Annotated in this window: 20 protein-coding genes; 9 read left to right on the forward strand and 11 right to left on the reverse strand. The window is 56.9% G+C overall.

The features are described 5' to 3' along the window. Positions 1-137 precede the first annotated feature (137 nt). Positions 138-647 carry an META domain-containing protein gene (locus tag EXZ61_RS15755; RefSeq protein WP_142812668.1) on the reverse strand — a complete coding sequence of 170 codons (510 nt, stop codon included), beginning with the start codon at positions 645-647 and terminating at the stop codon, positions 138-140. A gap of 73 nt (positions 648-720) precedes the next feature. Between EXZ61_RS15755 and EXZ61_RS15760 the strand changes: the two genes are divergently transcribed. Beyond that, positions 721-1,422, forward strand: a complete 702-nt coding sequence (locus tag EXZ61_RS15760; protein ID WP_142812669.1) for a phosphatase PAP2 family protein — start codon at positions 721-723, stop codon at positions 1,420-1,422. A gap of 4 nt (positions 1,423-1,426) precedes the next feature. Here EXZ61_RS15760 and EXZ61_RS15765 read toward each other — a convergent pair whose 3' ends face one another. Continuing rightward, complete coding sequence (locus tag EXZ61_RS15765; RefSeq protein WP_142812670.1) at positions 1,427-2,362, reverse strand: SDR family oxidoreductase; 936 nt, start codon at positions 2,360-2,362, stop codon at positions 1,427-1,429. Positions 2,363-2,416: 54 nt separating this feature from the next. Here EXZ61_RS15765 and EXZ61_RS15770 point away from each other — a divergent pair, with 54 nt between their 5' ends. Further along, positions 2,417-3,469, forward strand: coding sequence for a CDP-6-deoxy-delta-3,4-glucoseen reductase (locus EXZ61_RS15770; protein ID WP_142812671.1), 1,053 nt, complete (start codon positions 2,417-2,419; stop codon positions 3,467-3,469). Between the two features lie 20 nt (positions 3,470-3,489). Here the strand turns inward: EXZ61_RS15770 and EXZ61_RS15775 are convergent, their stop codons facing one another. From EXZ61_RS15775 to mdeB, 6 genes are all read right to left on the reverse strand, one after another. Then, a complete protein-coding gene (locus EXZ61_RS15775; RefSeq protein ID WP_142812672.1) occupies positions 3,490-4,362 on the reverse strand; it encodes a DMT family transporter in 873 nt (290 codons plus the stop codon). Between the two features lie 43 nt (positions 4,363-4,405). Then, positions 4,406-5,125 (reverse strand): ABC transporter ATP-binding protein, encoded by a 720-nt coding sequence (locus EXZ61_RS15780; RefSeq protein ID WP_142812673.1) that lies wholly within the window; start codon positions 5,123-5,125, stop codon positions 4,406-4,408. Positions 5,126-5,133: 8 nt separating this feature from the next. Further along, positions 5,134-5,904, reverse strand: coding sequence for an ABC transporter ATP-binding protein (locus EXZ61_RS15785; protein WP_142812674.1), 771 nt, complete (start codon positions 5,902-5,904; stop codon positions 5,134-5,136). A 24-nt stretch (positions 5,905-5,928) separates the two neighbouring features. Next, positions 5,929-7,011: a branched-chain amino acid ABC transporter permease gene (locus EXZ61_RS15790; RefSeq protein WP_142812675.1), complete on the reverse strand. Its 1,083-nt coding sequence runs from the start codon at positions 7,009-7,011 to the stop codon at positions 5,929-5,931. Positions 7,012-7,026: 15 nt separating this feature from the next. Then, positions 7,027-7,956: a branched-chain amino acid ABC transporter permease gene (locus EXZ61_RS15795; protein WP_142812676.1), complete on the reverse strand. Its 930-nt coding sequence runs from the start codon at positions 7,954-7,956 to the stop codon at positions 7,027-7,029. 254 nt (positions 7,957-8,210) lie between these two features. Beyond that, positions 8,211-10,871, reverse strand: a complete 2,661-nt coding sequence (mdeB, locus tag EXZ61_RS15800) for an alpha-ketoglutarate dehydrogenase (protein WP_142812677.1) — start codon at positions 10,869-10,871, stop codon at positions 8,211-8,213. Between the two features lie 105 nt (positions 10,872-10,976). Between mdeB and EXZ61_RS15805 the strand changes: the two genes are divergently transcribed. Further along, positions 10,977-11,444 carry an Lrp/AsnC family transcriptional regulator gene (locus tag EXZ61_RS15805; RefSeq protein ID WP_142812678.1) on the forward strand — a complete coding sequence of 156 codons (468 nt, stop codon included), beginning with the start codon at positions 10,977-10,979 and terminating at the stop codon, positions 11,442-11,444. Positions 11,445-11,455: 11 nt separating this feature from the next. Then, positions 11,456-12,130 (forward strand): SOS response-associated peptidase, encoded by a 675-nt coding sequence (locus EXZ61_RS15810; RefSeq protein WP_142812679.1) that lies wholly within the window; start codon positions 11,456-11,458, stop codon positions 12,128-12,130. A 28-nt stretch (positions 12,131-12,158) separates the two neighbouring features. On the opposite strand, the gene EXZ61_RS15815 is transcribed toward EXZ61_RS15810, so the two are convergent. Continuing rightward, entirely contained in the window at positions 12,159-13,055 is an 897-nt protein-coding gene (locus EXZ61_RS15815) for a LysR substrate-binding domain-containing protein (protein WP_142812680.1), read from the reverse strand. 187 nt (positions 13,056-13,242) lie between these two features. Here EXZ61_RS15815 and EXZ61_RS15820 point away from each other — a divergent pair, with 187 nt between their 5' ends. The 5 genes from EXZ61_RS15820 to EXZ61_RS15840 are packed head-to-tail and all read left to right on the forward strand — an operon-like array spanning position 13,243 to position 18,613. Beyond that, positions 13,243-14,406, forward strand: a complete 1,164-nt coding sequence (locus EXZ61_RS15820; protein ID WP_142812681.1) for a PLP-dependent transferase — start codon at positions 13,243-13,245, stop codon at positions 14,404-14,406. Between the two features lie 46 nt (positions 14,407-14,452). After that, positions 14,453-15,721, forward strand: a complete 1,269-nt coding sequence (locus EXZ61_RS15825) for an ABC transporter substrate-binding protein (RefSeq protein WP_168224789.1) — start codon at positions 14,453-14,455, stop codon at positions 15,719-15,721. A 43-nt stretch (positions 15,722-15,764) separates the two neighbouring features. Next, entirely contained in the window at positions 15,765-16,703 is a 939-nt protein-coding gene (locus EXZ61_RS15830; RefSeq protein ID WP_142812683.1) for a carbohydrate ABC transporter permease, read from the forward strand. After that, a complete protein-coding gene (locus tag EXZ61_RS15835; protein ID WP_142812684.1) occupies positions 16,700-17,536 on the forward strand; it encodes a carbohydrate ABC transporter permease in 837 nt (278 codons plus the stop codon). Before EXZ61_RS15830 ends, EXZ61_RS15835 begins: the two co-directional genes overlap by 4 nt. 24 nt (positions 17,537-17,560) lie before the next feature. Further along, positions 17,561-18,613 carry an ABC transporter ATP-binding protein gene (locus tag EXZ61_RS15840; RefSeq protein ID WP_142812685.1) on the forward strand — a complete coding sequence of 351 codons (1,053 nt, stop codon included), beginning with the start codon at positions 17,561-17,563 and terminating at the stop codon, positions 18,611-18,613. A 123-nt stretch (positions 18,614-18,736) separates the two neighbouring features. Here EXZ61_RS15840 and EXZ61_RS15845 read toward each other — a convergent pair whose 3' ends face one another. Continuing rightward, positions 18,737-19,114, reverse strand: a complete 378-nt coding sequence (locus tag EXZ61_RS15845; protein WP_142812686.1) for a PilZ domain-containing protein — start codon at positions 19,112-19,114, stop codon at positions 18,737-18,739. 119 nt (positions 19,115-19,233) lie between these two features. Continuing rightward, the gene (locus EXZ61_RS15850; RefSeq protein WP_142812687.1) at positions 19,234-21,966 is read right to left on the reverse strand and encodes a helix-turn-helix transcriptional regulator; all 2,733 of its coding nucleotides are present in this window, start codon (positions 21,964-21,966) and stop codon (positions 19,234-19,236) included. Positions 21,967-21,976 lie beyond the last annotated feature (10 nt).

A 21,976-nucleotide genomic window follows, 5' to 3' on the forward strand; every position in this document is an offset into this window, starting at 1 on the left:
CGCGGGGTTGCGGCCCATCCCACGTCATCCCGCCCCTTCCCGCCTTCTCCCCATACCATCTGTCGGTTCACACAACATCGGGCTTTTTGTTTTCTAGCGTGAATTATGGTGGATGGATGACCTCAATCCCCAAACGCCTATAACTTCCGGCCAAATCGGGCGATGACTTGACTACGACCGTCCAGCAGTAGCAACTGCTCACCCTCCATACCCATCTGACGCGTGCGCTCTAAGGCCCTGAAGAACATGTCTTCTTGCCCACTGGGCGCTGTCATACATGGTTTCCCCTGCGGACGCAGCGGCCCGAGGTGAACGGTTTGCCCCTCAAGAGCAGCCTGCACTGCAAAGCTATTGCACCCGCCACTCCCGACAATCTGAGACGAGTCCACCCAACGAAAAGTTGGCTTAGGCGCCACCAAGGGTATGGACCCTTCCAGGGTCAGAGCCTCCCACACTGGCCCTACAACGCTATCGGGGCGCAAGGTTTGCAGCGTTGACGACTTACTTGTCACTGCACACGCGCCAAGAAGCACAGCCAAGCCAACAATTGCCACACGCCGCACAAAAAAAGATCCCCGCATATTGACATCCTCCAAAGAATTGCAGATCTGCATAGCAGTCCACGGACATTTTTCCCTAAGTTTCATCAAGAACTTGACGCAAGAAAGGTATTCGCCACATCACGTACCATCACGGGTCTTTTACGGTCTCTGATACTCCATGCTGCCTACTCCCACTTTAAACGCAACGACGAGCACGCCAGTTTTGTTTTGGTGGTCGATATTTGGCGCGATCCTGCTTGCGCTGGTTCCTACCCTGTGGCCCCAGCTCGACTTGGCAGCTGCGAGTCTGTTCATGGGCAATCCCCCCCTATTGGATTCAAAAGCATGGTGGTGGATCGAGCTAATAAATCTGTATTTGCCTGCGTTGTTTCGCGTTTGGTTAGTCCTATGTCTGCTGGCCTGGCTCTATGCGCGCTACAAAAAGGCAACATTGCAATGGCGCCTCGCTTTGGCATTCGTAGCTGTAGCAGGCACCGTGGGTCCTGGACTGATCGTCAACCTCGGGTTCAAAGACAACTGGCAACGGGCGCGGCCCTACCAGGTCGAAAATTTTGGTGGAACGCAGCTGTTTACCCGGGCCACCGTTGTCACAGACCAATGCGATAACAACTGCTCTTTTGTCAGTGGTCATGTGGCCTGTGGCTTTTTCCTAGCGAGCTTGATGCTAGTGCACCGCAGACGCGCAAAGACTTGGCTGGTTGTCGGGGCGCTTGCAGGTGTGGCCACAGGCTTCGCGCGAATGTCAGCAGGCGCGCATTGGCTCAGTGACGTGCTTTGGGCTTTCCCCATCACCATGCTGAGCAGTTGGTTAGTCTGGAGAGCCTTGCTGTGGACCCAGCGACAATCAAAGCCCGAATGATGGGCTAGGCGCGCTTGCGCTGCACGCGCTCTACAAGACCTTGCGCCACCGTGGGAAACTGCAAGGCAAGCCTCAGCTCCTGCTTCATGCGGGTATTGCGCATGCGGCGCGACTCGCTCATAAAGCTCAGCAAGGTGACCGGCAACTGCGTCTGCGCCGCTTGACGCGATACGCGCGGTGGGTGAGGCATTTGGTACAGATCCGCCGCAAGGTCGAAGTAGTCGCCCATCTTGAGTTGGGTATCGTCATTGATGTTGTAGACCCGTTGGGCTGCCCCTCGCCAAAGTGCCAGCAAGCAAGCGCGCGCCAAATCCTCTGCATGAATATGGTTGGTAAACACATCTTCTTCCGCTTGTAAGACGGGAGTCCCCTTACTGAGCCTCACTTGCGGCGTTCCGCCAGGTCGGTCTGGCGCATAGATGCCGGGGATGCGCAATATGCTGGCCCGCACACCCGCAGAACGCCCCAGAAACCGGACATGGCTCTCTGCATCGACGCGTCGCTGCGCGCGCGTAGTATCAGCAGCCACGGCCCGAGTCTCGTCAATCCACGCGCCCTGGCAATCTCCGTAGACTCCACTGGTAGAGCCGTACACCAGGCTGTGCAGTGCTCCGCGTGACCGCAAAGCTTGTACCAAGGCCTTTGTACGTCGATCACTCCACCCGTCACTCGCAGGTGGTGCCAAATGCAGCACACGGTGCGCCAGACCTGCCAAGCGCCGCAGGCTCGATGGAGTGTCCAAGTTGCCCATCAGGGGCGTACAGCCTAAAGCACGCAAGTGGGGCACCCTACTAGCTTGGGAAGTGAGCGCCAGTACCTGCACGCGCTGTGGCATGCGGCTGACTACTCGAGATCCAATGTCACCGCACCCTACGATCAAAAGCCGTTGGCGGCGAAAACGCGATGGCAGAGCACCCAAGGGGGATTGGTTTGAAGGCAAAATCGAAGCTCACATGTAGTTTGAACGCAAAGTTGCTCCGAGGATACCGAAAAGATGAATGTTGTTGACGCCGCACCGAAACTGTTCCAAGTTTCCGTACAACCCAGTGGGCGAGAGTTTGAAGCCAAAGAAGACGAAACGCTGCTGCAAGCGGGCATTCGACAAGGCATTGCACTTCCTTATGGTTGCAAAGACGGCGCTTGCGGCACCTGCAAATGCAAAAAGCTCTCGGGGACGGTGGTGCATGGCACCCACCAAGAAAAAGCGCTGAGTCAGGCTGAAGAAGCACAAGGCTATGTACTGACCTGCTGCGCACATCCGCAGTCAGATGTGGTCCTGGAGTCCCGACAGGTCACAGAAATTGGGGCCTATCCGATCAAGAAGTTTCCGACAAGGGTCAACACGCTCACCCCAGTGTCTGATGACGTGATGGTGTTGCAACTACAGATGCCCGCAAACGACACTTTTGCCTACCATGCGGGCCAATACATTGAAATCTTGCTCCGAGATGGAGCGCGGCGGAGCTACTCCATGGCAAACGCACCGCACACAGGACCTGGGGTGGAGTTGCACATTCGACATATGCCAGGTGGCAAATTCACCGACCACGTGTTTGGAGCCATGAAGGCCAAAGAAATACTCCGTGCTGAGGGCCCCTATGGCTCGTTCTTCTTGCGTGAAGACTCCGACAAGCCCATTATTTTGCTGGGCTCAGGGACTGGTTTTGCCCCGCTCAAGGCGTTAATGGAGCATATGGCACACACGAAAATTGAACGGCCTACCACCTTGTATTGGGGAGGGCGCAGGCCCAGTGACCTGTACATGGACAGCTGGGTACAAGAGTTTGTCAAGACAACTCCACATATGCGCTACGTGCCCGTGGTCTCCGACGCGCAGCCAAGTGACCAGTGGGCCGGACGCACGGGCTTCGTACATCTGGCGGTACTTAAGGACTACCCAGATCTTTCTAAACACCAAGTCTATGCCTGTGGAGCCCCCATCATGGTGGACTCCGCAAGAGCCGACTTTTGCGCCAGCGCCAAGCTCCCTGACCATGAGTTTTTTGCCGACTCATTTACGTCAGAAGCGGACAAAGCACACGCCTAACCCAAAAGTTTTGTGACGGCCTAGGAAGTTGCAGGGTCTTTGGCTGAGGGTGCCCCACCCATTTCACTGAACACCACGGCACCAACCACCATAGCAGCCCCAATAGCGGCCGGTTGAGACAGCGTCTCAGCCAACCATACCCAAGCGAAAAGGGCCGCAAACACAGGCTCCAAGGCATAGACCAAGGCCGCTTTGTCTGCAGAGACCTTGCGCTGCGCCCACGCTTGCAAAAACAGCATGCCAGCCGTCGCCACGATACCCAGATAGGCCAGGCTGTAAACCACGGAGGTGTCAATGCGTGAGGGGAGCGTGTCTAACTTGTCGGTCCCCACAGAACTCAAGACCAACCAGACCAATCCCAAAGAGGCCATCCAGACAATCTGAGCGGAGGCCAAATGAATAGGTTGGTGCTGTTCAGCGCGTTGCGACAACAAAACCACGTAGAGTGCATAGGCGAAAGCACTCAAGACGGTCAAGACGTCCGCCATCAGATTGGCGCCGCCCTCCCAGGACATCAAGCCAATTCCGGCACATGCCACAGCGGCGGCGGCCAGTACCCTCAGGCGGAGTTTCGTGCCGAACACAATGCCTAAAAACGGCACCATCAATACGTTAAGACTGGTCAGGAAAGCGCTGCGATTCGAGGAAATGGTTTCTAGCCCCCACGCCTGTAACACGTAGGAAACTAACACCAAGGCCCCTAGAATCGCCCCATCGAACCAAGTGCGGCGCGGAATCCGCACAACAAAAGGCAACATGCACACTGCGGCCAAGACGAACCGCAGGGCCGTAACCTCAAGGCCAGATAGCTGTACCGTGGCGATCTTCAGTACCGGAAATGTGCCACCCCAAACTAGGGTGACACAGACTAGCGCCAATACATGAACACTCACCAGCGCTCCACCCTAGCTCTGTTCAACAAAAAAGAGTGTTGCGTCATTCACCCAAGTAGGCAGCTCGCACCTTAGGATCGTTGAGCATGTCTTGACCAGCGCCCGTCATCGTGACAATACCTGACTCCATCACATACCCACGATTGGCAATGGCCAAGGCGCGGCTGGCGTTTTGTTCGACCAACAAAATGGTCACGCCTTGTGCATAGACGTCGCGAACCACTTCAAAAATCTTATCCACCATGATGGGTGACAGGCCCATAGAGGGCTCATCCAGCAACAAGACCTTGGGGCGGCTCATTAAGGCACGGCCCATGGCCAGCATCTGTTGCTCGCCACCAGACATGGTGCCTGCTAACTGGTCGCGGCGCTCCCGCAGACGGGGAAAAATCGTGAATATGCGTTCGATATCTGACAGGATCCCGGCTTTGTCGGTGCGAATATAAGCACCCATTTGCAGGTTTTCCAAAATCGTCATGCGCGTAAACACACCACGCCCTTCTGGAACCATGGCCAAGCCTTGTTTGACCAAGTCCCATGGGCCTTGACCACGGATGCTCTTGCCGAGGTACTCGATGTCTCCGGCTGCAATGGGTAAGGTCCCTGTAATGGCCTTCATGGTCGTGGTCTTGCCAGCGCCGTTGGAACCAATCAAGGACACCAACTCACCTTCACGCACCTCAAAATCTACGCCTTTAACCGCTTGGATTCCACCGTAGGAAACCTTCAGACCGGTTACTTTGAGCAAAGTCTTCTGTGTCATTTTTATCCTTAGTGGCCGCTCGTGCCCAAATATGCTTCAATCACTTTTGCATTCTTCTGCACATCGGCAGGCGTGCCTTCCGCAATTTGCTTGCCGTAGTCCAACACAGTCACGCGGTCACACAGGCCCATGACTAGCTTAACGTCATGTTCAATCAACAAAATCGTGCGGTTGTCTTTGCGAATGCGGTCAATCAGTTCACGCAACATGACTTTTTCGGTCGCGTTCATGCCTGCCGCCGGTTCATCCAGTGCGATCAACTGTGGGTCTGTCGCAAGTGCGCGGGCGATTTCTAAACGGCGTTGGTCTCCGTAACTCAGCGTGCGGGCCTTGTACGGCGCCAGCTTGCCAATCCCCACATAGTCCAGCAGTTCTTGCGCACGTTTCGCAATGGCAGCTTCTTCAGCCTTGAAGCTAGGGGTGCGAAACATAGCACCCAAGAGACCCGAATGGGTTCTGATATGGCGGCCTACCATCACATTTTCTAGCGCCGTCATTTCTGCAAACAAGCGGATGTTTTGGAAGGTACGCGCAATTCCGGCCTTGGCTACGGCATGCACCGCCGTAGGTTGGTACGGCTTACCCGCCAACTCAAAACTGCCACTGTCAGGTGTATACAAGCCGGTCAGCACGTTAAAAAACGTGGTTTTGCCAGCTCCGTTGGGGCCGATGAGACCATAGACCTGTCCGCGCTTGATTTGAATGCCTACATCGCTGAGAGCTTGCAAACCGCCGAATCGCTTGGAGACGCCTGAGACGTTAAGTACTGTATCTGTCATGTTGATTCCGTTGTGTCTGCGGGCTTAGGCTCTATTGTTCTGCAAAGATTTGCCATGCTCTGGTGAAGGCCACAAGCCGCGAGGACGTGTCAACATGACCGCGATCATGGCCAATGCAATCAACAGTTGACGCAAGATGGATGCGTCCAAGCGTCCACCCGTGAGTGCTTGCAATGGGCCAGCCACATAACGCAAGACCTCAGGCAAAGCCGACAAGAGCACGGCGCCCAAAATCACGCCGGGCAAATGTCCTACGCCACCCAGCACCACCATGGCCACAATCATGACCGACTCCATCAAGCTGAAGGACTCAGGAGAGATAAAGCCTTGGAAGGAGCCAAACATGGCACCCGACACGCCACCAAAAGTTGCCCCCATGCCGAAAGCCATGAGCTTCAAGTTGCGGGTATTGATACCCATCGCCTTGGCAGCGATTTCGTCTTCACGAATCGCCATCCAAGCGCGTCCTACACGCGATAACTCCAGGCGGTGGCAAATGATCACACTGATGACCACCAGTGACAAGAACAAGTAGTAGTACATGGAGACTGACTCCACACGGAAACCAAAGAACTCGTGAGGTTTGCCAAGGCTATAACCAAAAAAGGTCAACGGGTCAATTTGGCTAATGCCTTTGGGGCCGTTGGTGATGTTGACGGGGTGGTCCAAGTTGTTCAAGAACACACGGATGATTTCACCGAATCCCAAGGTCACGATGGCCAAGTAGTCACCACGCAAACGCAAGGTAGGTGCACCCAACAAAATCCCCAAGATACCTGCCAAACCGGCGGCGGCAGGTATGGTGACCCAAAGTGGGGTATGCAACCCGTTCGGGAACATGGCAGCGATGGCTGGGAAGTAGTCGGTCAGATGCGGCGAGTTCAGTAACCCGAACATATACGCCCCGATCGCGAAAAACGCGACGTAGCCCAAGTCCAGCAAGCCAGCGTAGCCCACCACAATGTTCAGCCCCAAGGCCAACAACACAAACAGCAAGGCCATATCCGCGATACGAACCCATGCGTTACCGAAGTTTTGCAACAACAGCGGCAACAGCAGCAGCGCAATGGCAGCAACCAAGGACGTTAAAAGTTTTTGATTTTTCATAGTGGACGTATCTCGTTAAGCGCGGTCGGCAACGCGTTCGCCCAGCAAACCTGAAGGACGCAGCGTCAAGACGATGATCAAAACAATAAAGGCAAAGATGTCGGAGTAGTGGCTGCCCAAGACTCCGCCAGTCAATGCTCCGATGTAGCCTGCGCCAATCGACTCAATTAAACCTAGCAAAATGGCGCCGACTACGGCGCCTGCCAAGTTACCGATACCACCAAAAACTGCAGCAGTAAAGGCCTTCAGGCCAGGCAAGAAGCCCATTGCGTGTTGGGCGGTGCCGTAGTTAGAGGCATACATCACGCCAGCAATGGCGGCTAACACTGCGCCAATAATGAAAGTGGCTGAGATCACCATATCAGGCTTCACGCCCATCAGGCCCGCCACCCGTGGGTTTTCGGCCGTTGCGCGCATGGCGCGCCCGAGCTTGGTGTAATTCACCAGCCACATCAGCACAGCCAAAGACACTGCGGTGAAGCCCAAGATCATGACTTGCGTGGGCGTAATCACCGCACCTGCAATGTCAATCGGTGTTGAAGGCAGCAGCGTGGGGTAAGACTTGTAGTTGGGCTTCCAGATGATCATTGCCAGGGTTTGCAGCAAGATCGACATACCAATTGCGGTAATGAGAGGAGCTAACTTAGGGCTGTTTCGCAAGGGCCGATACGCCACTTTTTCGATCACAAAATTGAGGGTTGCTGCAACCACACAAGAAATGAGAAGGGCAATGAGGAGAATGATGAAACCAGGTGTTCCTGGCATGGACTCTTGCATGAGCCCAATGATGGTCCAGCTGGTGAGAGCACCAACCATCATGACCTCGCCGTGGGCGAAGTTGATCAAGTTAATGATGCCGTACACCATGGTGTAGCCCAAGGCAATCAACGCATACATGCTACCCAACACCAGACCATTAATGACCTGTTGTAAAAAAATTTCCATACACTTCTCCGATTTGTGGCCGGTGCGTCAGTCAGACTTTTTGCCGACTGGTTTTGCAGCCTTGTGAGCACTAACGAGTCTTTAGCAAGTAACCTGCCAGCATGGCGCCCTGGGCGGTGCCGCTGGCAGTTTCGTGGGGGGGATTGTAGCGAAGGGGGGGGGCTTTGACGCTGACGACTCAGGTGGGTTTACCCTTAGCGAGCGACTTCATCAGATCAAGGCCACTTCTATTAGTTGTCCTAATATGCGTGGGTTCACACGCTCCCCAAAGCGTCACGTGCAACTTGTGCGATGTGCGCCGCGTTGACACCAAAAAACTCGCGCAAGGCTGACCGCGTATCACTGCGACCAAAGCCATCCGTGCCTAGCGTTGTGAAGCTACGGCCTTGCGGCACATAGGCCCGCACACTGTCGGGCACGGCACGTACATAGTCAGTGGCCGCAATGATGGGGCCTAGCGTGGCTTGGAGCTGCTGAGCGACAAAAGGCAAAGCGGTGCCAGATCCATGCGACTGCAGACCCTGCGTGTTGGCCAAGCCGTCACGCGCTAACTCGCTCCAACTGGTTACGCTGAGAACATCGACGTCAATACCTTCTTGGGCTAATAGCTCAGCCGCCTGAATCACCTCGGTCAAGATAGCACCAGAACCCATCAAGGTTACGTTTTGAAACGATTTAGCCACTTGCCGCCCGTCTGTATTGCGTGGATAGCTACCGAATTTGTAGCACCCACGCATCACATCACTGTGCACGCTGGTTGGCAAATCCGGCTGGGCGTAGTTCTCGTTCATCATGGTGACGTAATAGAACACGTCACGCTGGTCCACCAACATTTCGCGCATCCCATGGTCGATGATCACGGCTAACTCACCTGCGAATGCCGGGTCATAGGCCTTGCAATTGGGAATGGTGGCCGCCACCAAATGGCTGGTGCCATCTTGGTGCTGCAAGCCCTCGCCGCCCAAGGTGGTGCGCCCTGATGTGGCCCCCAACAAGAAACCGCGCGCACGTTGATCAGCCGCAGCCCAAATGGCATCGCCCACACGTTGAAAGCCAAACATAGAGTAGTAGATGTAAAACGGCAGCATGGCCAGCCCATGCACGCTGTAGCTGGTGGCCGCAGCTGTCCAACTGGCGATCGCACCGGCCTCCGAAATACCCTCCTCCAATATCTGCCCATCCAAGGCTTCGCGGTAGCTGAGGACCGAGCCAATGTCTTCAGGCGCGTAGCGTTGGCCCACGCTGGAATAGATGCCTACTTGCTTAAACAAGTTAGCCATGCCGAAGGTGCGCGCCTCGTCGGCCACGATGGGCACAATGCGCGGCCCCAGGGCCTGGTCTTTGAGCAAGTTGCCCAGCATGCGCACAAAGGCCATGGTGGTGCTCATTTCTTTGCCATCTGCCGCGAGTGCAAACTGCGCGTAGCTGCTGATCGAAGGCACAGGAATCTGCGCGCACTCGGTGTGGCGTTTGGGCAGGTAGCCGCCCAGTTGCGTACGCTTGGCATGCAGGTACTGCATTTCCACGCTGTCAGCCGCAGGCTTGTAAAACTCCAAGTTGGTGACTTGCTCGTCGGTCATGGGCAAGTTAAAGCGGTTGCGAAACTCGATCAGATCAGTCTCGTCAAACTTCTTTTGGCTGTGCGTGGTCATCTTGCCCTGCCCCGCACTGCCCATGCCATAACCCTTTTTGGTGTGCGCCAAGATCACCGTGGGTTGGCCTGTGTGCTTGGCTGCAGCCGCGTAGGCCGCGTGGATTTTCACGATGTCATGCCCACCGCGTTTGAGACGGTCAATCTGCTCATCCGTCATGCCCTGCGCCAAGCGCGCCAACTCTTCGTTTTGACCGAAGAAGGTGTCGCGGTTAAAGCGCCCGTCCTTCGCCGCAAAGGTCTGCATTTGGCCGTCCACCGTGTTGGCGAACGCGCGGGTCAAAGCGCCTGTGGTGTCACGCGCAAACAAACCGTCCCAGTCGCTGCCCCACACCAGTTTGATCACGTTCCAGCCTGCGCCCGCAAACAGTTTTTCCAGCTCGTCGATGATGCGGCCGTTGCCGCGCACAGGGCCGTCCAAACGCTGCAAATTGCAGTTCACCACCCACACCAAGTTGTCCAAGCCTTCACGCGCGGCCAAGGTGAGCGCGCTCATGCTTTCAGGTTCGTCCATTTCGCCGTCCCCAAACACGCCCCATACCTTGCGCCCTGCGCAGTTCAGCAACTGGCGATGCGTGAGGTAGCGCATAAAGCGTGCGTGGTAGATGGAACTGATAGGCCCTATGCCCATGGAGCCCGTGGGGAACTGCCAAAAATCAGGCATGAGGTAAGGGTGCGGATAGCTACACAGCCCACGCGCGCCCTCACCCGTAAGGGCCGCTGGCGCGGTGAGCTCTTGCCGGTAGTGCGCCAAGTCGTCCGCGGTGAGCCGCCCCTCTAGATAAGCCCGCGCGTACACGCCGGGTGCGCTGTGGGGCTGGAAGAACACCAAGTCGCCCAAGCTGCCAGAGCCATCCGTTTGTTGCGAGCGTGCTTGAAAGAAGTGGTTGTAGCCCGTCTCAAACAGATCTGCGGCGCTGGCGTAGCTGGCCACATGCCCGCCCAACTCGCCGTAGGCTTGGTTGGCGCGCACCACCATGGCCAGCGCATTCCAGCGCATGAGGGACGCCAAGCGCTCCTCCACGGCCAAGTCGCCCGGAAACACCGGCTGCTCATCCACGCCAATGGTGTTGATGTACGGCGTGGCTAACTCTGGCTGCCAGCCCACACGCTGTGTACGGGCCTGGCGCGCCAAGGCGTTCAGGACGAACTGCGCCCGTTGTGGCCCCTGTGCCTGCAGCAAGGCCGCAAATGCGTCTTGCCACTCAGCAGTTTCTTGGGGGTCGGAGTCGGGCGTGTCAGAGAAGTGTTTGGAGGTGTTCATGGTTTGCGACTATACAAACAGCCCCACGAAATGTGCTGCCAATGCTCACCTGTGCACCGGCGGTTTCAAGCATAAAATTTTTCAACCATAGGAATTCACAGCCAAATGAACCTCGATACCACCGATTTGCGAATTCTTGACCAACTGCAGCGCGACGGCGCCTTGTCCAATGTAGAGCTGGCGCGCCGCGTCCACCTGAGCCCGTCCCCCTGCTTAGCACGTGTCAAAGCCATGGAAGCCAGTGGCGTGATTGACCGCTACGTGGCCATTGCCAACGCCACGCAGCTGGGACTGGGCGTGAACGTGTTCATCTCGATCAGCCTGAAATCGCAAAGCAAAGAGGCACTGGCTGATTTTGAGCAGCGCATTGCGGAACACGACGAAGTGATGGAGTGCTACCTCATGAGTGGAGACTCTGACTACCTGATACGCGTGGCAGTCGCCGACATTGGCGCTTTGGAGCGGTTTATCTTGGAGCAGCTCAGCCCCATCAGCGGCATTGACAAGATTCGCTCCAGTTTTGCGCTCAAGCAAGTGCGCTACAAAACCGCCCTGCCCTTGCCGCTCGTCTGAGCGCCCACGCGATGTGCAATCTCTACCAACCCACAGGCCCCGAAACCATACGGCTGAAGTTTGGCGTTGCCGCCCCGGTGGGTGCGTACGGCCCCACCGTTGCACCCCTCAAGCCCGGCCCCATTGTGCTGGCCGGGCAGGCCCTCGTGGCGCAGTGGGGCTTTATTCCTGAAAACTCAGCAAGCGCCACGCCCATGCTGCCCAACGGTACACGCATGAGCACCAACAACGCCCGCGCAGAACGCCTTGCCAGCGCGACCACCTACCGCAAGGCGTGGGCACTGGGCCAACGTTGCCTCATCCCTGCAGACCACTTTGACGAGCCCAACTGGAGCAGTGGAAAAAACGAATGGTGGCGCTTTTGGCGCGCCGATGGCGAGCCCTGGGCCTTGGCCGGCATCTGGACCGAGTGGGTCCACCCACTCACCGCAGAGCGCGTGCCCAGCTACGCCATGGTCACGCAAAACTGCGATGGCCACCCGCTCTTGGGGCTCATGCACAAACCCGACCCCACACTAGCTGCGCACGCACAAGACAAGCGCGCGGTGGTCCCGATAGAGCCGCAGCACTGGGAGCAATGGCTGCAAGGTTCCACCGAGCAAGCGCACAGCCTGATTCAAGTGCCAGACGCGTCCCTATTCAAAGCCGGGCCTGCGCAGCCAGCGCGCCAAGAGCGTTTGTTTTAAACAGACGCAAGTGCTTGGCTCGGGCAAGTTACGACGCATGGCCACTGCGTCCCGCCTCTGCCTGTAGCCATTGGATCAGGGTCAACACGCCTGGCTTTTCAATAGCAGGGGTGGGGTAAATCAGGTAATACGGCATGCGCACAGGAGCAGCAAGCTGCAAGGGAACCACCAATCGACCCGACGCAACGGCCTGCGCCACCAACGCGTGCTGACCCAAGGCCACGCCAACGCCCTCTTCAGCAGCACGCAAACACATCAGCGACGAAGAGAAGGTAGCGCCACGGCTGTTGCTCACACCCCCAACCCCAGCCGCCTCCAACCAACGCTGCCAATCCGGGTAGTCCGGCATGCCTTGCAAGGGCCGGTCGTGCAACAGCGCGACACGTTCCAAATCAGCTACCGACTGCACGCGCGCAGCGTACTCGGGGCTACAAACGGGGTACAAGGCTGTTGAAAAAAGTTGCTGCACCACATAGTCGGGTGCGCTCACGGGCCGGTACTCCACCGTAAAGTCGTAGAGCAAATAATCGTGCTCAAACTCTGTCTTGATTTCCAAATGGATGCCTGGATGCGCATCGTAAAAGCGCGCGAGCCTAGGAATCAACCAGCGGTCGCACAGGGCCTGGCGCATGGCGATGCGCACCGTGACCGATGAAAACCCGATGAGTTGCTCGGTGGACTCACGCAGGGTGCGAAACGCTTCGCGCACCTTAGGCAAGTAGGTTTCGCCCGCCACGGTCAACTCCAGTTGGTTGTTGCGTCGCTTGAACAGGCTGAGCTCAAGACTCTCTTCCAACTGCTTGATTTGGTGGCTCACAGCAGCCGTGGTCACGTGCAAATCACGGGCTGCAGCGGTAAAGCTCAAGTGCCGGGCCGCCACCTCAAAAACCCGCAATGCATTCAGCGGTGGTAATCGAATAGTCATGGTTAACCCTAGTTTCAAGGTGTTCGTTAAGTTAAATTAAATGATACCCAGAAAATATGTCGCTTGATGCCGATATATCAAGGCCGCTACAGTCCCCGCCAACGCTGCAATCACCGCACACCAACGTGCTCGGTCCTACAGCCAGTTTCTACAAACACCGGGGAGCAATCCCCCACAAGGAGAGCGAGTGAGCGATTTCCCAGAAACCCTGCTGGTGCACGACCAGCCCAACCCCTGGCAGTCGGTGGTGCCACCGATTGTGCAAACCTCGCTCTTTACCTTTAAAACGGTAGAAGACATGGAGGCGCGCGTGCGCGGCGAAACCACCCGCCCGGTGTACTCACGCGGCGACAACCCGACCGTGCGCGAGTTTGAGCGCAAGCTGGCGCAGCTGGAGTGCGCTGATGATGCGCGCGCCTTCTCCAGCGGCATGGGCGCTATCAGCGCGGCCATTTTGTCGGTGGTGAAAGCGGGAGACACCGTGGTCTGCGTGCGCCATGTGTACCCCGACACCTACCGCTTTATGGAAAAGCTCTTGGTGCGTTTGGGGGTGAAAACGCGCTACATCGACGGCTGCGACACCGACACCCTGATTGCGGCTCTGCCCGGCACCACCTTGCTCTACCTAGAGAGCCCCACCAGCTGGACCATGGAAACCCAAGACTTGCCCAAGCTCGCTGCCGCCGCGCGGGCACAGGGGGTAGTCACCATCATTGACAACAGCTGCGCCACACCGATCAACCAAAAACCGCTGACCCATGGCATCGATTTGGTGGTGCACTCTGCCTCCAAATACTTAAGCGGGCATAGCGACACCGTGGCTGGCGTGGTGGCAGGCAATGCACAACGCATGGCGGCCATCAATGACCTGAGCTACCCCTACTTGGGTGCCAAGCTATCACCCATGGAGGGGTGGTTGCTCTTGCGCGGCCTGCGCACCCTGCCTATGCGCATGGCTTGGCAGTGGGCCAGTACCCAAGTGCTGCTGCAACGCCTGCAAAGTCATGCAGCGGTGAGCCAAGTTATGCACCCCTGGTGCCAACCCGGCCCCGGTGCAGCTTGCCTTACGGGCTATAGCAGCCTCTTTACCTTGGAGCTTGTAGCGGGCGCAGACATGCGCAAGTTTTGCAACACGCTCACCTTGTTCCAGCTTGGCGTGAGCTGGGGCGGCCATGAAAGCTTGGTGGTTCCCGCACTGGTCAGCCGCGCACAAGCGTCAGGCCCCAATTCGCAAATTGACTTCGGCATCACAGACCGCATGGTGCGCTTGCATGTGGGGTTTGAAAACACCGAAGACCTGTGGCAAGACCTGCAGAACGCATTGGCAGCCGCACACCCAACACAGCCCTAACCCCGGCGTAGACCGGATATTTTTTCAACACAAGAAGGAGACAAGTATGCGAAAGATAGCGTTAGTCGGATCCCTGCTACTGGCAGGTGTACTCAGCAGTGGCTTGGTGCATGCAGGCAAGCTCAAAGTCGTCGAGGTCATCACCAGCCCAGAGCGCACCAAGCTCTTGCAAACCCAGTTGGCTGACTTCCAAAAAGCCAACCCAGGGACCACCGTAGAGCTCATCACCATTCCGTGGGATGGCGCGTTTGAAAAAGTGCTGGTCATGTTCAAGTCAGGCCAAATTCCTGACGTGATTGAAATGCCTGAGCGTTGGAGTGCGCTGTATGTCAAAGGCAAACAAATTGAAGCCCTAGACCCTTGGCTCAAGAACAGCAAGGACCTAGCAAGCTTGCAAAAAGCGGTGCGCGAAGCAGGCAAGTTTGGCGGTGACAAAACCTACCAAATCCCTTACGGCTTTTACATGAAGGCTTTGTTTTACAACAAGAAAATGCTGGCCCAAGCCGGTGTGCAGCCACCCAAAACACACGATGAGTTCGTGAAAGCAGTCGAGACCGTCAGCACCAAGTTGCCCGGTAAGTACGGCTACTGCCTGCGGGGCGGCAAAGGCGGTGGGTTTGAATGGATTACCTACCCCACGGCCTATGGCGCCAACGGCGCTTACTTCGACAAAGACGGCAACAGCCTGTACAGCACGCCCGCCTTCCAAAAAGGCATGCAAATGCTGGTGGACTTCTACCAAAAGGGCTACGCCCCCAAAGAGAGCATTTCTTGGGGCTTTAACGAAATCGTGACCGGCTTCTACAGCGGCACGTGCGCCATGCTCCAACAAGACGCTGACGCGCTGATCGGCATTGCAGAAAAGATGGACAGCAAAGACTTCGGCGTAATTCCTGTGCCCTTGAGCGCCAACGGCAAGGCCTACCCCAACACGGGCTTTGCCGGTTGGGCCATGACCAGTGCGTCCACCAACAAAGACGAGGGATGGAAGCTGATTCAGCACCTAAGCGCCAACAAGCAAAACATTGAGTGGGCCAAACTGGTGGGGGTACTGCCGGTGCACCAAGGCGCAGAATCAGACTCCGCTTTTGCGGGTGAGCACTGGGCTGGCTGGTTCCAAACCCTTAAGCAAGCGGACAAGTACGTGCAACTCACGCCACCGGTTTACCTGCCTGAGTGGGGCGCGATGTACGACAAAACCATGGTTGAAAATGGCCAAGAGCTGCTCTTGGGCAAGCGCAAGGTTGCGGATGTGGCCAAGCAATGGTCCGACACGCTCTCCGCTGCGCAACACAAGTTTGACGCGGCCAAGTAAGCCTCACCCCACACAGGTCCGAAAGACTGTTTAACGGAACACCATGCAAGCGACTGCCTCCCCGGGTGAACCCCGCAACCGTGCCTATTGGCTGCGCCACGCGCTGCCTTGGTTTTTATTGAGCCCCGCACTTCTGTTGGTGTGTGGGGTGTTGCTGGTGCCGCTGGGGGTGGGCGTGTCGTACGCATTTATGTCCATGTCCATGGACAACTTGTTTGGTGAAGCCGGTTTTGCGGGCCTGGACAACTTTCGCACCCTGGTGGGTGACGCGCGCCTACCCGGCGTGCTGAGCAACACCTTGGTGTGGACGCTGTCTTCTTTAACGTTTCAATGCGTGCTGGGCTTTGGCCTGGCGCTCTTGCTGCGCCACAGTGGAACAGGCGGTCGACGTCTGCAGGCCCTGCTGTTCTTGCCCTGGGCAATCCCTAGTGTGCTGATTGGCTTGGTCTGGAAAATGCTGTTTAGCCCCTACACCAGCCCCTTGCCACATTGGCTGGTCGCAGTGGGTTTGCTGCCCACGGTCACCGACCTATTGGCAGACCCACAGTTAGCCATGGTGGGCCCGGTGGTGGCCAACGTGTGGTTTGGTATCCCGTTTTTTGCCATCACGCTGTTGGCGGCCCTGCAGGCCATTCCCGAAGACCTGTACGAAGCCAGCGCGCTGGATGGCGCAAGCGCCTGGCAAAGCTTTTGCCGAATCACCATGCCGCTGGTGATGCCGACCTTGCTGATCACCGTGTTGCTGCGCTCGGTCTGGATTGTGAATTTTGGGGACTTGGTCTGGATCATGACCCAAGGCGGGCCCGCGGGTGCCACGCAAATTTTGCCGACCTACCTGTTCACCACGGCATTTACCGACATGAACGAAGGCTACGCGTCTGCCTTGGCAGTGGCCCAGCTCATCATGCTCTTGGTCTACGCGGCCACGGTACTGCGATTGCGCCGCCGCATCATGGATGGCCGCATTGAGGAATCCTTATGAATATCTGGCACCGACGTGCGGCCTTCTCCGGCCGCTGGTTGGGCTTGTCCCTGTACGTGGTCTTTGCCCTGTTTCCGCTGTATTGGCTACTCAAAATAGCCATTACCCCGACCAAGTTGCTTTACAGCGAAGGGGTGCGCCTGTGGCCTAGCGCGTTCACCTTGTCGCACTTCCAGCAGGTGTGGACCACCACCCAATTTCCAGACTACTTTTGGAACAGTGCCAAGGTGGCGGTAGGTGCGGCAGGCCTGGCCACCTTAGCGGGGGCACTGGCGGGCTACGCCCTCTCGCGCTGGGTGTTTCGTGGCAAGGCGGTAGTGTCCTTTTTGCTGCTGGTCACGCAGATGTTTACCGTCATGCTCATGATCGTTCCGCTCAACCACATCTTGAACGGCGTAGGCCTCAACGACTCGCTCTTTGGCTTGGCCGTGGTGTACGCAGCGCTGAACGTGCCCTTTGCAACCTTTCTGATGCAATCGTTTGTGGACGCTATCCCCAAAGACTTGGAAGAGGCCGCCATGATCGATGGATGCACACGGTTTCAGGCCATGGTGAAGGTGGTGTTTCCACTGACTTTGCCTGGCGTCGCGGCCACGGCCGGTTTTGCCTTTACCGCCGCTTGGAGCGAGTTGTTTTTGGCACTGGTACTCATCAACCGAGAGTCCGACAAAACCATCCCCCCCGCTTTGCTGAGCTTCATCACCAAGTTCAGTGTGGACTGGGGGCAAATGGCGGCAGCGTCGGTGCTTCTACTCATTCCCGTGTGCGTGTTCTTTATGTTCGTACAGCGCTATTTGGTGGCAGGTTTAACCAGCGGAGCCGTCAAAGGCTGACCCGCACTTGAGGAGTTCATAGATATGGCATCGGTAAGCCTGCGTGGCGTGACGAAGAAGTTTGAGTCGGTGGAAGTTCTCACCGGCATTGACCTGGAAATTGCAGACGGCGAGTTTGTTGCCTTGGTGGGAGAGTCTGGCTGTGGCAAGTCCACCCTCTTACGGCTACTGGCGGGGCTGGACTGGGTCAGCGGTGGTGAAATTGCCATTGGCTCGCGCGTGGTGAACAACGTGCCACCGCGTGACCGCGATGTGGCCATGGTGTTCCAAAGCTACGCGCTCTACCCCCATTTGTCGGTGGCCCAAAACCTGGGGTTCCCATTGGCATTGCGTAACACAGAGCCCAGTGCGCGCGAAGGGCGTATTGCCAGCGTCGCCGCATCCTTAGGCTTGGGGCGTTTCTTGCAACGCAGACCGCGCGCGTTGTCAGGCGGACAACGCCAACGCGTGGCCATGGGGCGCGCCATGATCCGTTCACCCAAGGTATTTCTGTTTGACGAGCCACTGTCTAACCTAGACGCCAAGATGCGCCTGCAAATGCGCGCCGAACTCAAGGCCTTGCACCAGCAACTAGCGACCACTTCCGTCTATGTCACCCACGACCAGGTCGAAGCCATGACTTTGGCCGATCGCATCGTGGTGATGGACCAAGGCCGCGTGCAACAAGTGGGCGCACCTTTGGATGTATATGACCGCCCCGGCAACAAGTTTGTGGCCGGGTTTATCGGGTCCCCCGCTATGAACTTTGTGCAAGGGGAAGTCGCCGCCAGCGGCGTCAACGTGGCAGGCACCCACATTGCATTAGCCGTGAACCAGTTGCCTGAGCAGGGCCGCAAGGTATGGCTGGGAGTGCGCCCGGAGCACCTAGCCATAGACCCGAACGGTGTGAGCGCCAAAGTAGAAGTGGTGGAACCTTTAGGTCACGGCACCATGCTGCATGTCACCGCCTTTGGCGTGCGGTGGGTGGTGCTAGACAGCGGTCGTTCGCCAGTACGTGCCGGTGACCCACTCGGACTGCGCCTTGACCCCCAGCGCATGCACCTGTTTGACGTTGAGTCGGGCGTGCGGCTGGGTTAGAGAACTACACGCGTTGAACACTCACCCGTCTAAAGAAAGATACTTGCTACCAAATAAATAGCTGACTGCGCTTATTCCATGGGCGCAATCGCCCTATTTGGCTCAAAAAACTGACGTCAGGGCTTATTGCGACGAGAACAAGTGCGACAGCTCACGGTGCATGCGTTCGGTGTCGCCCGTGTTGAGTTCCAACAAGCGACGTAGCCGCGTGAGGCTGGTCACATCAATATCTAAGCATTCAATGCCAAGGCGCACGCCGTCTTGGTGCACCAACTTGCCGGTGAGCATCAGGCCTTCACCCCCCTGGGACATGGGTAACTCCAAGCGACACTTGGTTTGCATCACCACGTCCAACTTGCTGTCTGACTCCACAAGAGCACCTTTGAGTGCAATATCCACGAGCTGGACCGTCAGCGTTTTGCCAGGCAGATGCAAGAGCACAGCGGCGGCAAAGGGAATGCGCGTGTAATGCCGCAAGCCGGCGCTGGTCGTTTGGGTCATACATGCCTTTCGGGGTCTGGGCGGTGCGCCATAGGGAGGCGCATACAAGAGCGCAAGGGTACGGGGCTTTTACCAAACGCACAATCACCATTTTTCAGTGGGAGGGTCACATCCGCTTCCTACATGGCACCATAGTTAGCGTTCTTTACAGCCCGCACGCGCGCCACTGCCGCCGATCGGCTTTTCACCTCCAGCTTGGCAAATAGTCTTTGCAAATGCCATTTCACCGTGGCTTCAGAGATATAGAGGCGCTCGGCAATGGCCTTGTTTTGCAGGCCCTGGTCAATCATCTGAATCAACTGCAATTCACGCTCAGTGAGGCTCAGGATGGGACTCACTGCCGGCCCTATAGCCACGCCCAAGGGTGCAGGGTTGGTTCGCGAACGGGGATCTGATCCCAGGTCGATGTTGGACGTCATGAAATCAGACGGGTTGTGTTCTTCAAACTTTTTGGCGGCTTGGCTTTGATCCAGAACTTCTTCGTACAAGTGCATGGCTAAGTCCGACTGATCCACAATCGATCTGTAAGCTTTGCCCGTTTTGGCAAGGGCCTCTGCCTCGCTCATCGCTTGCAAGGCCTTGTCGCGCTGCCCTGCTTGCAGGAGGTAAGTGGCCTTCAAGCTCAAGAGTTGAATCAACAACAGCTGGCTGCCAGATTTCTTGCACGCGTGGATGAGCTCTGACAACAAGGTGTACGCCTGTTTCTGTAATCCCATCGCATGCTGAATTCTCACACTCGCCATGTCCAGCGCAAACTGCGCACGCGGGTTTTCAATGTCCTTGGTCGACCTGTATTCATTGCCTGCGTTGAGGCCCGCGCCCTCGGCAATGCGCACCGCCTTGGCGCAATCACCCTGTTTGATGCAGGCATGCACATACTCCTGCAACAGCCCCAAGCGCAAGCGCTTGAGTCCACGCGAAGAGGCAAAATCGATGCCTTCCACCAAGCACACTTCGCACAGCAAGAAATCGCCTTGGCTCAGGTGAATTTTTGCTTTGGTCGCATAGGCCATCAGCGTGGTTTCCACGTTGCCCTGCTCCCGGGTGTACTTAAACGACTGCTTGAGCCTCTTTTCGGCTTCCGCCGTGTTGCCCATCTCAAAGCTGTACGCCGCCTTGGCAATACGCATCATGTAGGTGCTGTAGGAATACAAAGTGCCGCGTTTTCGGTAGTGCTCGTACTCCCGGCTCAACATGACGTCGGCATCGTACACATAGCCTTGCTCTGCCGTGAGGTAGGACAGTGAAATAGACGCATAGGCTTTGCCGTACAAGGAGCCACATGCATCAAATGCATACGCTCCCTTGGTGTACTCCTCACGCGACTTGGCATAGCGAAACTCCAGCAAATGGGTGTAACCCAATGCCGACGAGATATTGCCAATATCAAAGTCAAAGCGAGAGGTTTGGCCTTGCAGGCCCATGTAACGCGCTAAGCGCGCAGGTATTTTGGCCGACTGGTCTGCCAAGCCCAGCAATGTGGCCCAGTGCGTCATCACCCGTGGGTTGGCATGGCCATGCGCTTCCATGCTCAGGCGGTCTTCTTCGTCCAGCATGGCCTGGGCATCCAAGTAGCGCCCGGTAAAGATGTAAAGCCACGCCAGCGCCAAGCGGTTTTCTTCGTACTGACGAAACAGGTGATCCCCAATGGCTGCGGCCCAGTACTCAAAAGCGCGCGACTCACCACACTCACGCACCATCCAATCTGCGTTTTGGCTCAGTAGTTGCGCCGCCCGTTGCTTATTGCCTGCGCACAGATAGTGGTGCAGCTCTTGGTGCACATTTTGGTCGTCTTTGGCCTCCAGGGCTGCGTCCATGTGCAGGCCCATATAGAGCTTGGGCATTTGCAATTGGAGCTTGGCCCGCAAGTGATCGCGAATGACCGACGGAAAGCTGTACCGCATGGCTCCAGCATTCGAGGTTTGCAAGGCAATGTCTGTTAATGCTGAGCACGACCTTCCATAGGCATCAAGCCCCGCATGACCGCTTTTTTTGAATTCCAACCAGCTAAACCGATCGCGAATTGCTGACCCGTACAAAGGCTTTTTGTCATCCTCGTCGATAGCCGACAACACAAGGTCCAGCAGCTTAGGAAAGTCCAAAGACGCGCTGGGCATTGCGTCCTGCGCCAGCACACCGTAGTTCGCGCCCAATCGCAGCATCAGCATCGCCACCAGGCCGCGCTGGGCCACCATCCGTTGAATGCTGACCCCCTGCTTGGAAGCTTCATCCACGCCCAGCGCCCTGAACAAATCGCTCAGCTCTGCGCTTGCGGGAGCCAAGTCTGCACGAGACAGCACAGACAGCGCGGCAGGCGAGTCTTCCAAGACCAAGCGTGTAGGCAAACTCTGTTGGCTCGCAATGCGGATTCTGAAATTCTGTGGCGCATGCTGTAGCAGCCTGCGCACCATGCGATTGATCTCGTCATTGGCAATCAGGTGATAGCCGTCAATGTGCAGATTGACTGTGGCGGGGTAGTTGGCAACCTCAAAGCACAGGTTGCGCACTTCCGGGCCGACGCTGTGCACAACACCATACTTCAGCTGCAGGTCCGTGCCTCTGCCCAACAAGTCATCCACTGCCTGCAAGGCGGCCACCATTTCACGCATGAACCTTTGCGGGTCACTGTCCCACGGATCCAACGTCAGCCAAGCACACAGCTCGCCGGTCATTTGGCTCGCCTCATACAGGCGGCTCAATGCGACGGTCTTGCCAAACCCGCTAGGTGCTTGCACCCACACATTGCGATGCAGATAGTTGTCTAGCAATCCCGCTTGCGCAATGACGTAGGGCACCACTGGCTTGGGAGGAAGGTATTTGTGGACCTTGGCCAGCGCAATATGTCTAGTCACGTTAATAAAA

The organism is Rhodoferax aquaticus, assembly GCF_006974105.1.
In the GTDB taxonomy this organism is placed as follows: Bacteria; Pseudomonadota; Gammaproteobacteria; order Burkholderiales; family Burkholderiaceae_C; genus Allorhodoferax; species Allorhodoferax aquaticus_A.

What these genes read in the sequence shown, in the direction of transcription:
- EXZ61_RS15755 (WP_142812668.1), bottom strand. Translation starts at nt 647, where the DNA reads ATGAAACTTAGGGAAAAATGTCCGTGGACTGCTATGCAGATCTGCAAT.
- EXZ61_RS15835 (WP_142812684.1), top strand. Translation starts at nt 16,700, where the DNA reads ATGAATATCTGGCACCGACGTGCGGCCTTCTCCGGCCGCTGGTTGGGC.
- EXZ61_RS15810 (WP_142812679.1), top strand. Translation starts at nt 11,456, where the DNA reads ATGTGCAATCTCTACCAACCCACAGGCCCCGAAACCATACGGCTGAAG.
- EXZ61_RS15845 (WP_142812686.1), bottom strand. Translation starts at nt 19,114, where the DNA reads ATGACCCAAACGACCAGCGCCGGCTTGCGGCATTACACGCGCATTCCC.
- EXZ61_RS15780 (WP_142812673.1), bottom strand. Translation starts at nt 5,125, where the DNA reads ATGACACAGAAGACTTTGCTCAAAGTAACCGGTCTGAAGGTTTCCTAC.
- EXZ61_RS15815 (WP_142812680.1), bottom strand. Translation starts at nt 13,055, where the DNA reads ATGACTATTCGATTACCACCGCTGAATGCATTGCGGGTTTTTGAGGTG.
- EXZ61_RS15790 (WP_142812675.1), bottom strand. Translation starts at nt 7,011, where the DNA reads ATGAAAAATCAAAAACTTTTAACGTCCTTGGTTGCTGCCATTGCGCTG.
- EXZ61_RS15840 (WP_142812685.1), top strand. Translation starts at nt 17,561, where the DNA reads ATGGCATCGGTAAGCCTGCGTGGCGTGACGAAGAAGTTTGAGTCGGTG.
- EXZ61_RS15770 (WP_142812671.1), top strand. Translation starts at nt 2,417, where the DNA reads ATGAATGTTGTTGACGCCGCACCGAAACTGTTCCAAGTTTCCGTACAA.
- EXZ61_RS15785 (WP_142812674.1), bottom strand. Translation starts at nt 5,904, where the DNA reads ATGACAGATACAGTACTTAACGTCTCAGGCGTCTCCAAGCGATTCGGC.
- EXZ61_RS15760 (WP_142812669.1), top strand. Translation starts at nt 721, where the DNA reads ATGCTGCCTACTCCCACTTTAAACGCAACGACGAGCACGCCAGTTTTG.
- mdeB (WP_142812677.1), bottom strand. Translation starts at nt 10,871, where the DNA reads ATGAACACCTCCAAACACTTCTCTGACACGCCCGACTCCGACCCCCAA.
- EXZ61_RS15825 (WP_168224789.1), top strand. Translation starts at nt 14,453, where the DNA reads ATGCGAAAGATAGCGTTAGTCGGATCCCTGCTACTGGCAGGTGTACTC.
- EXZ61_RS15805 (WP_142812678.1), top strand. Translation starts at nt 10,977, where the DNA reads ATGAACCTCGATACCACCGATTTGCGAATTCTTGACCAACTGCAGCGC.
- EXZ61_RS15830 (WP_142812683.1), top strand. Translation starts at nt 15,765, where the DNA reads ATGCAAGCGACTGCCTCCCCGGGTGAACCCCGCAACCGTGCCTATTGG.
- EXZ61_RS15795 (WP_142812676.1), bottom strand. Translation starts at nt 7,956, where the DNA reads ATGGAAATTTTTTTACAACAGGTCATTAATGGTCTGGTGTTGGGTAGC.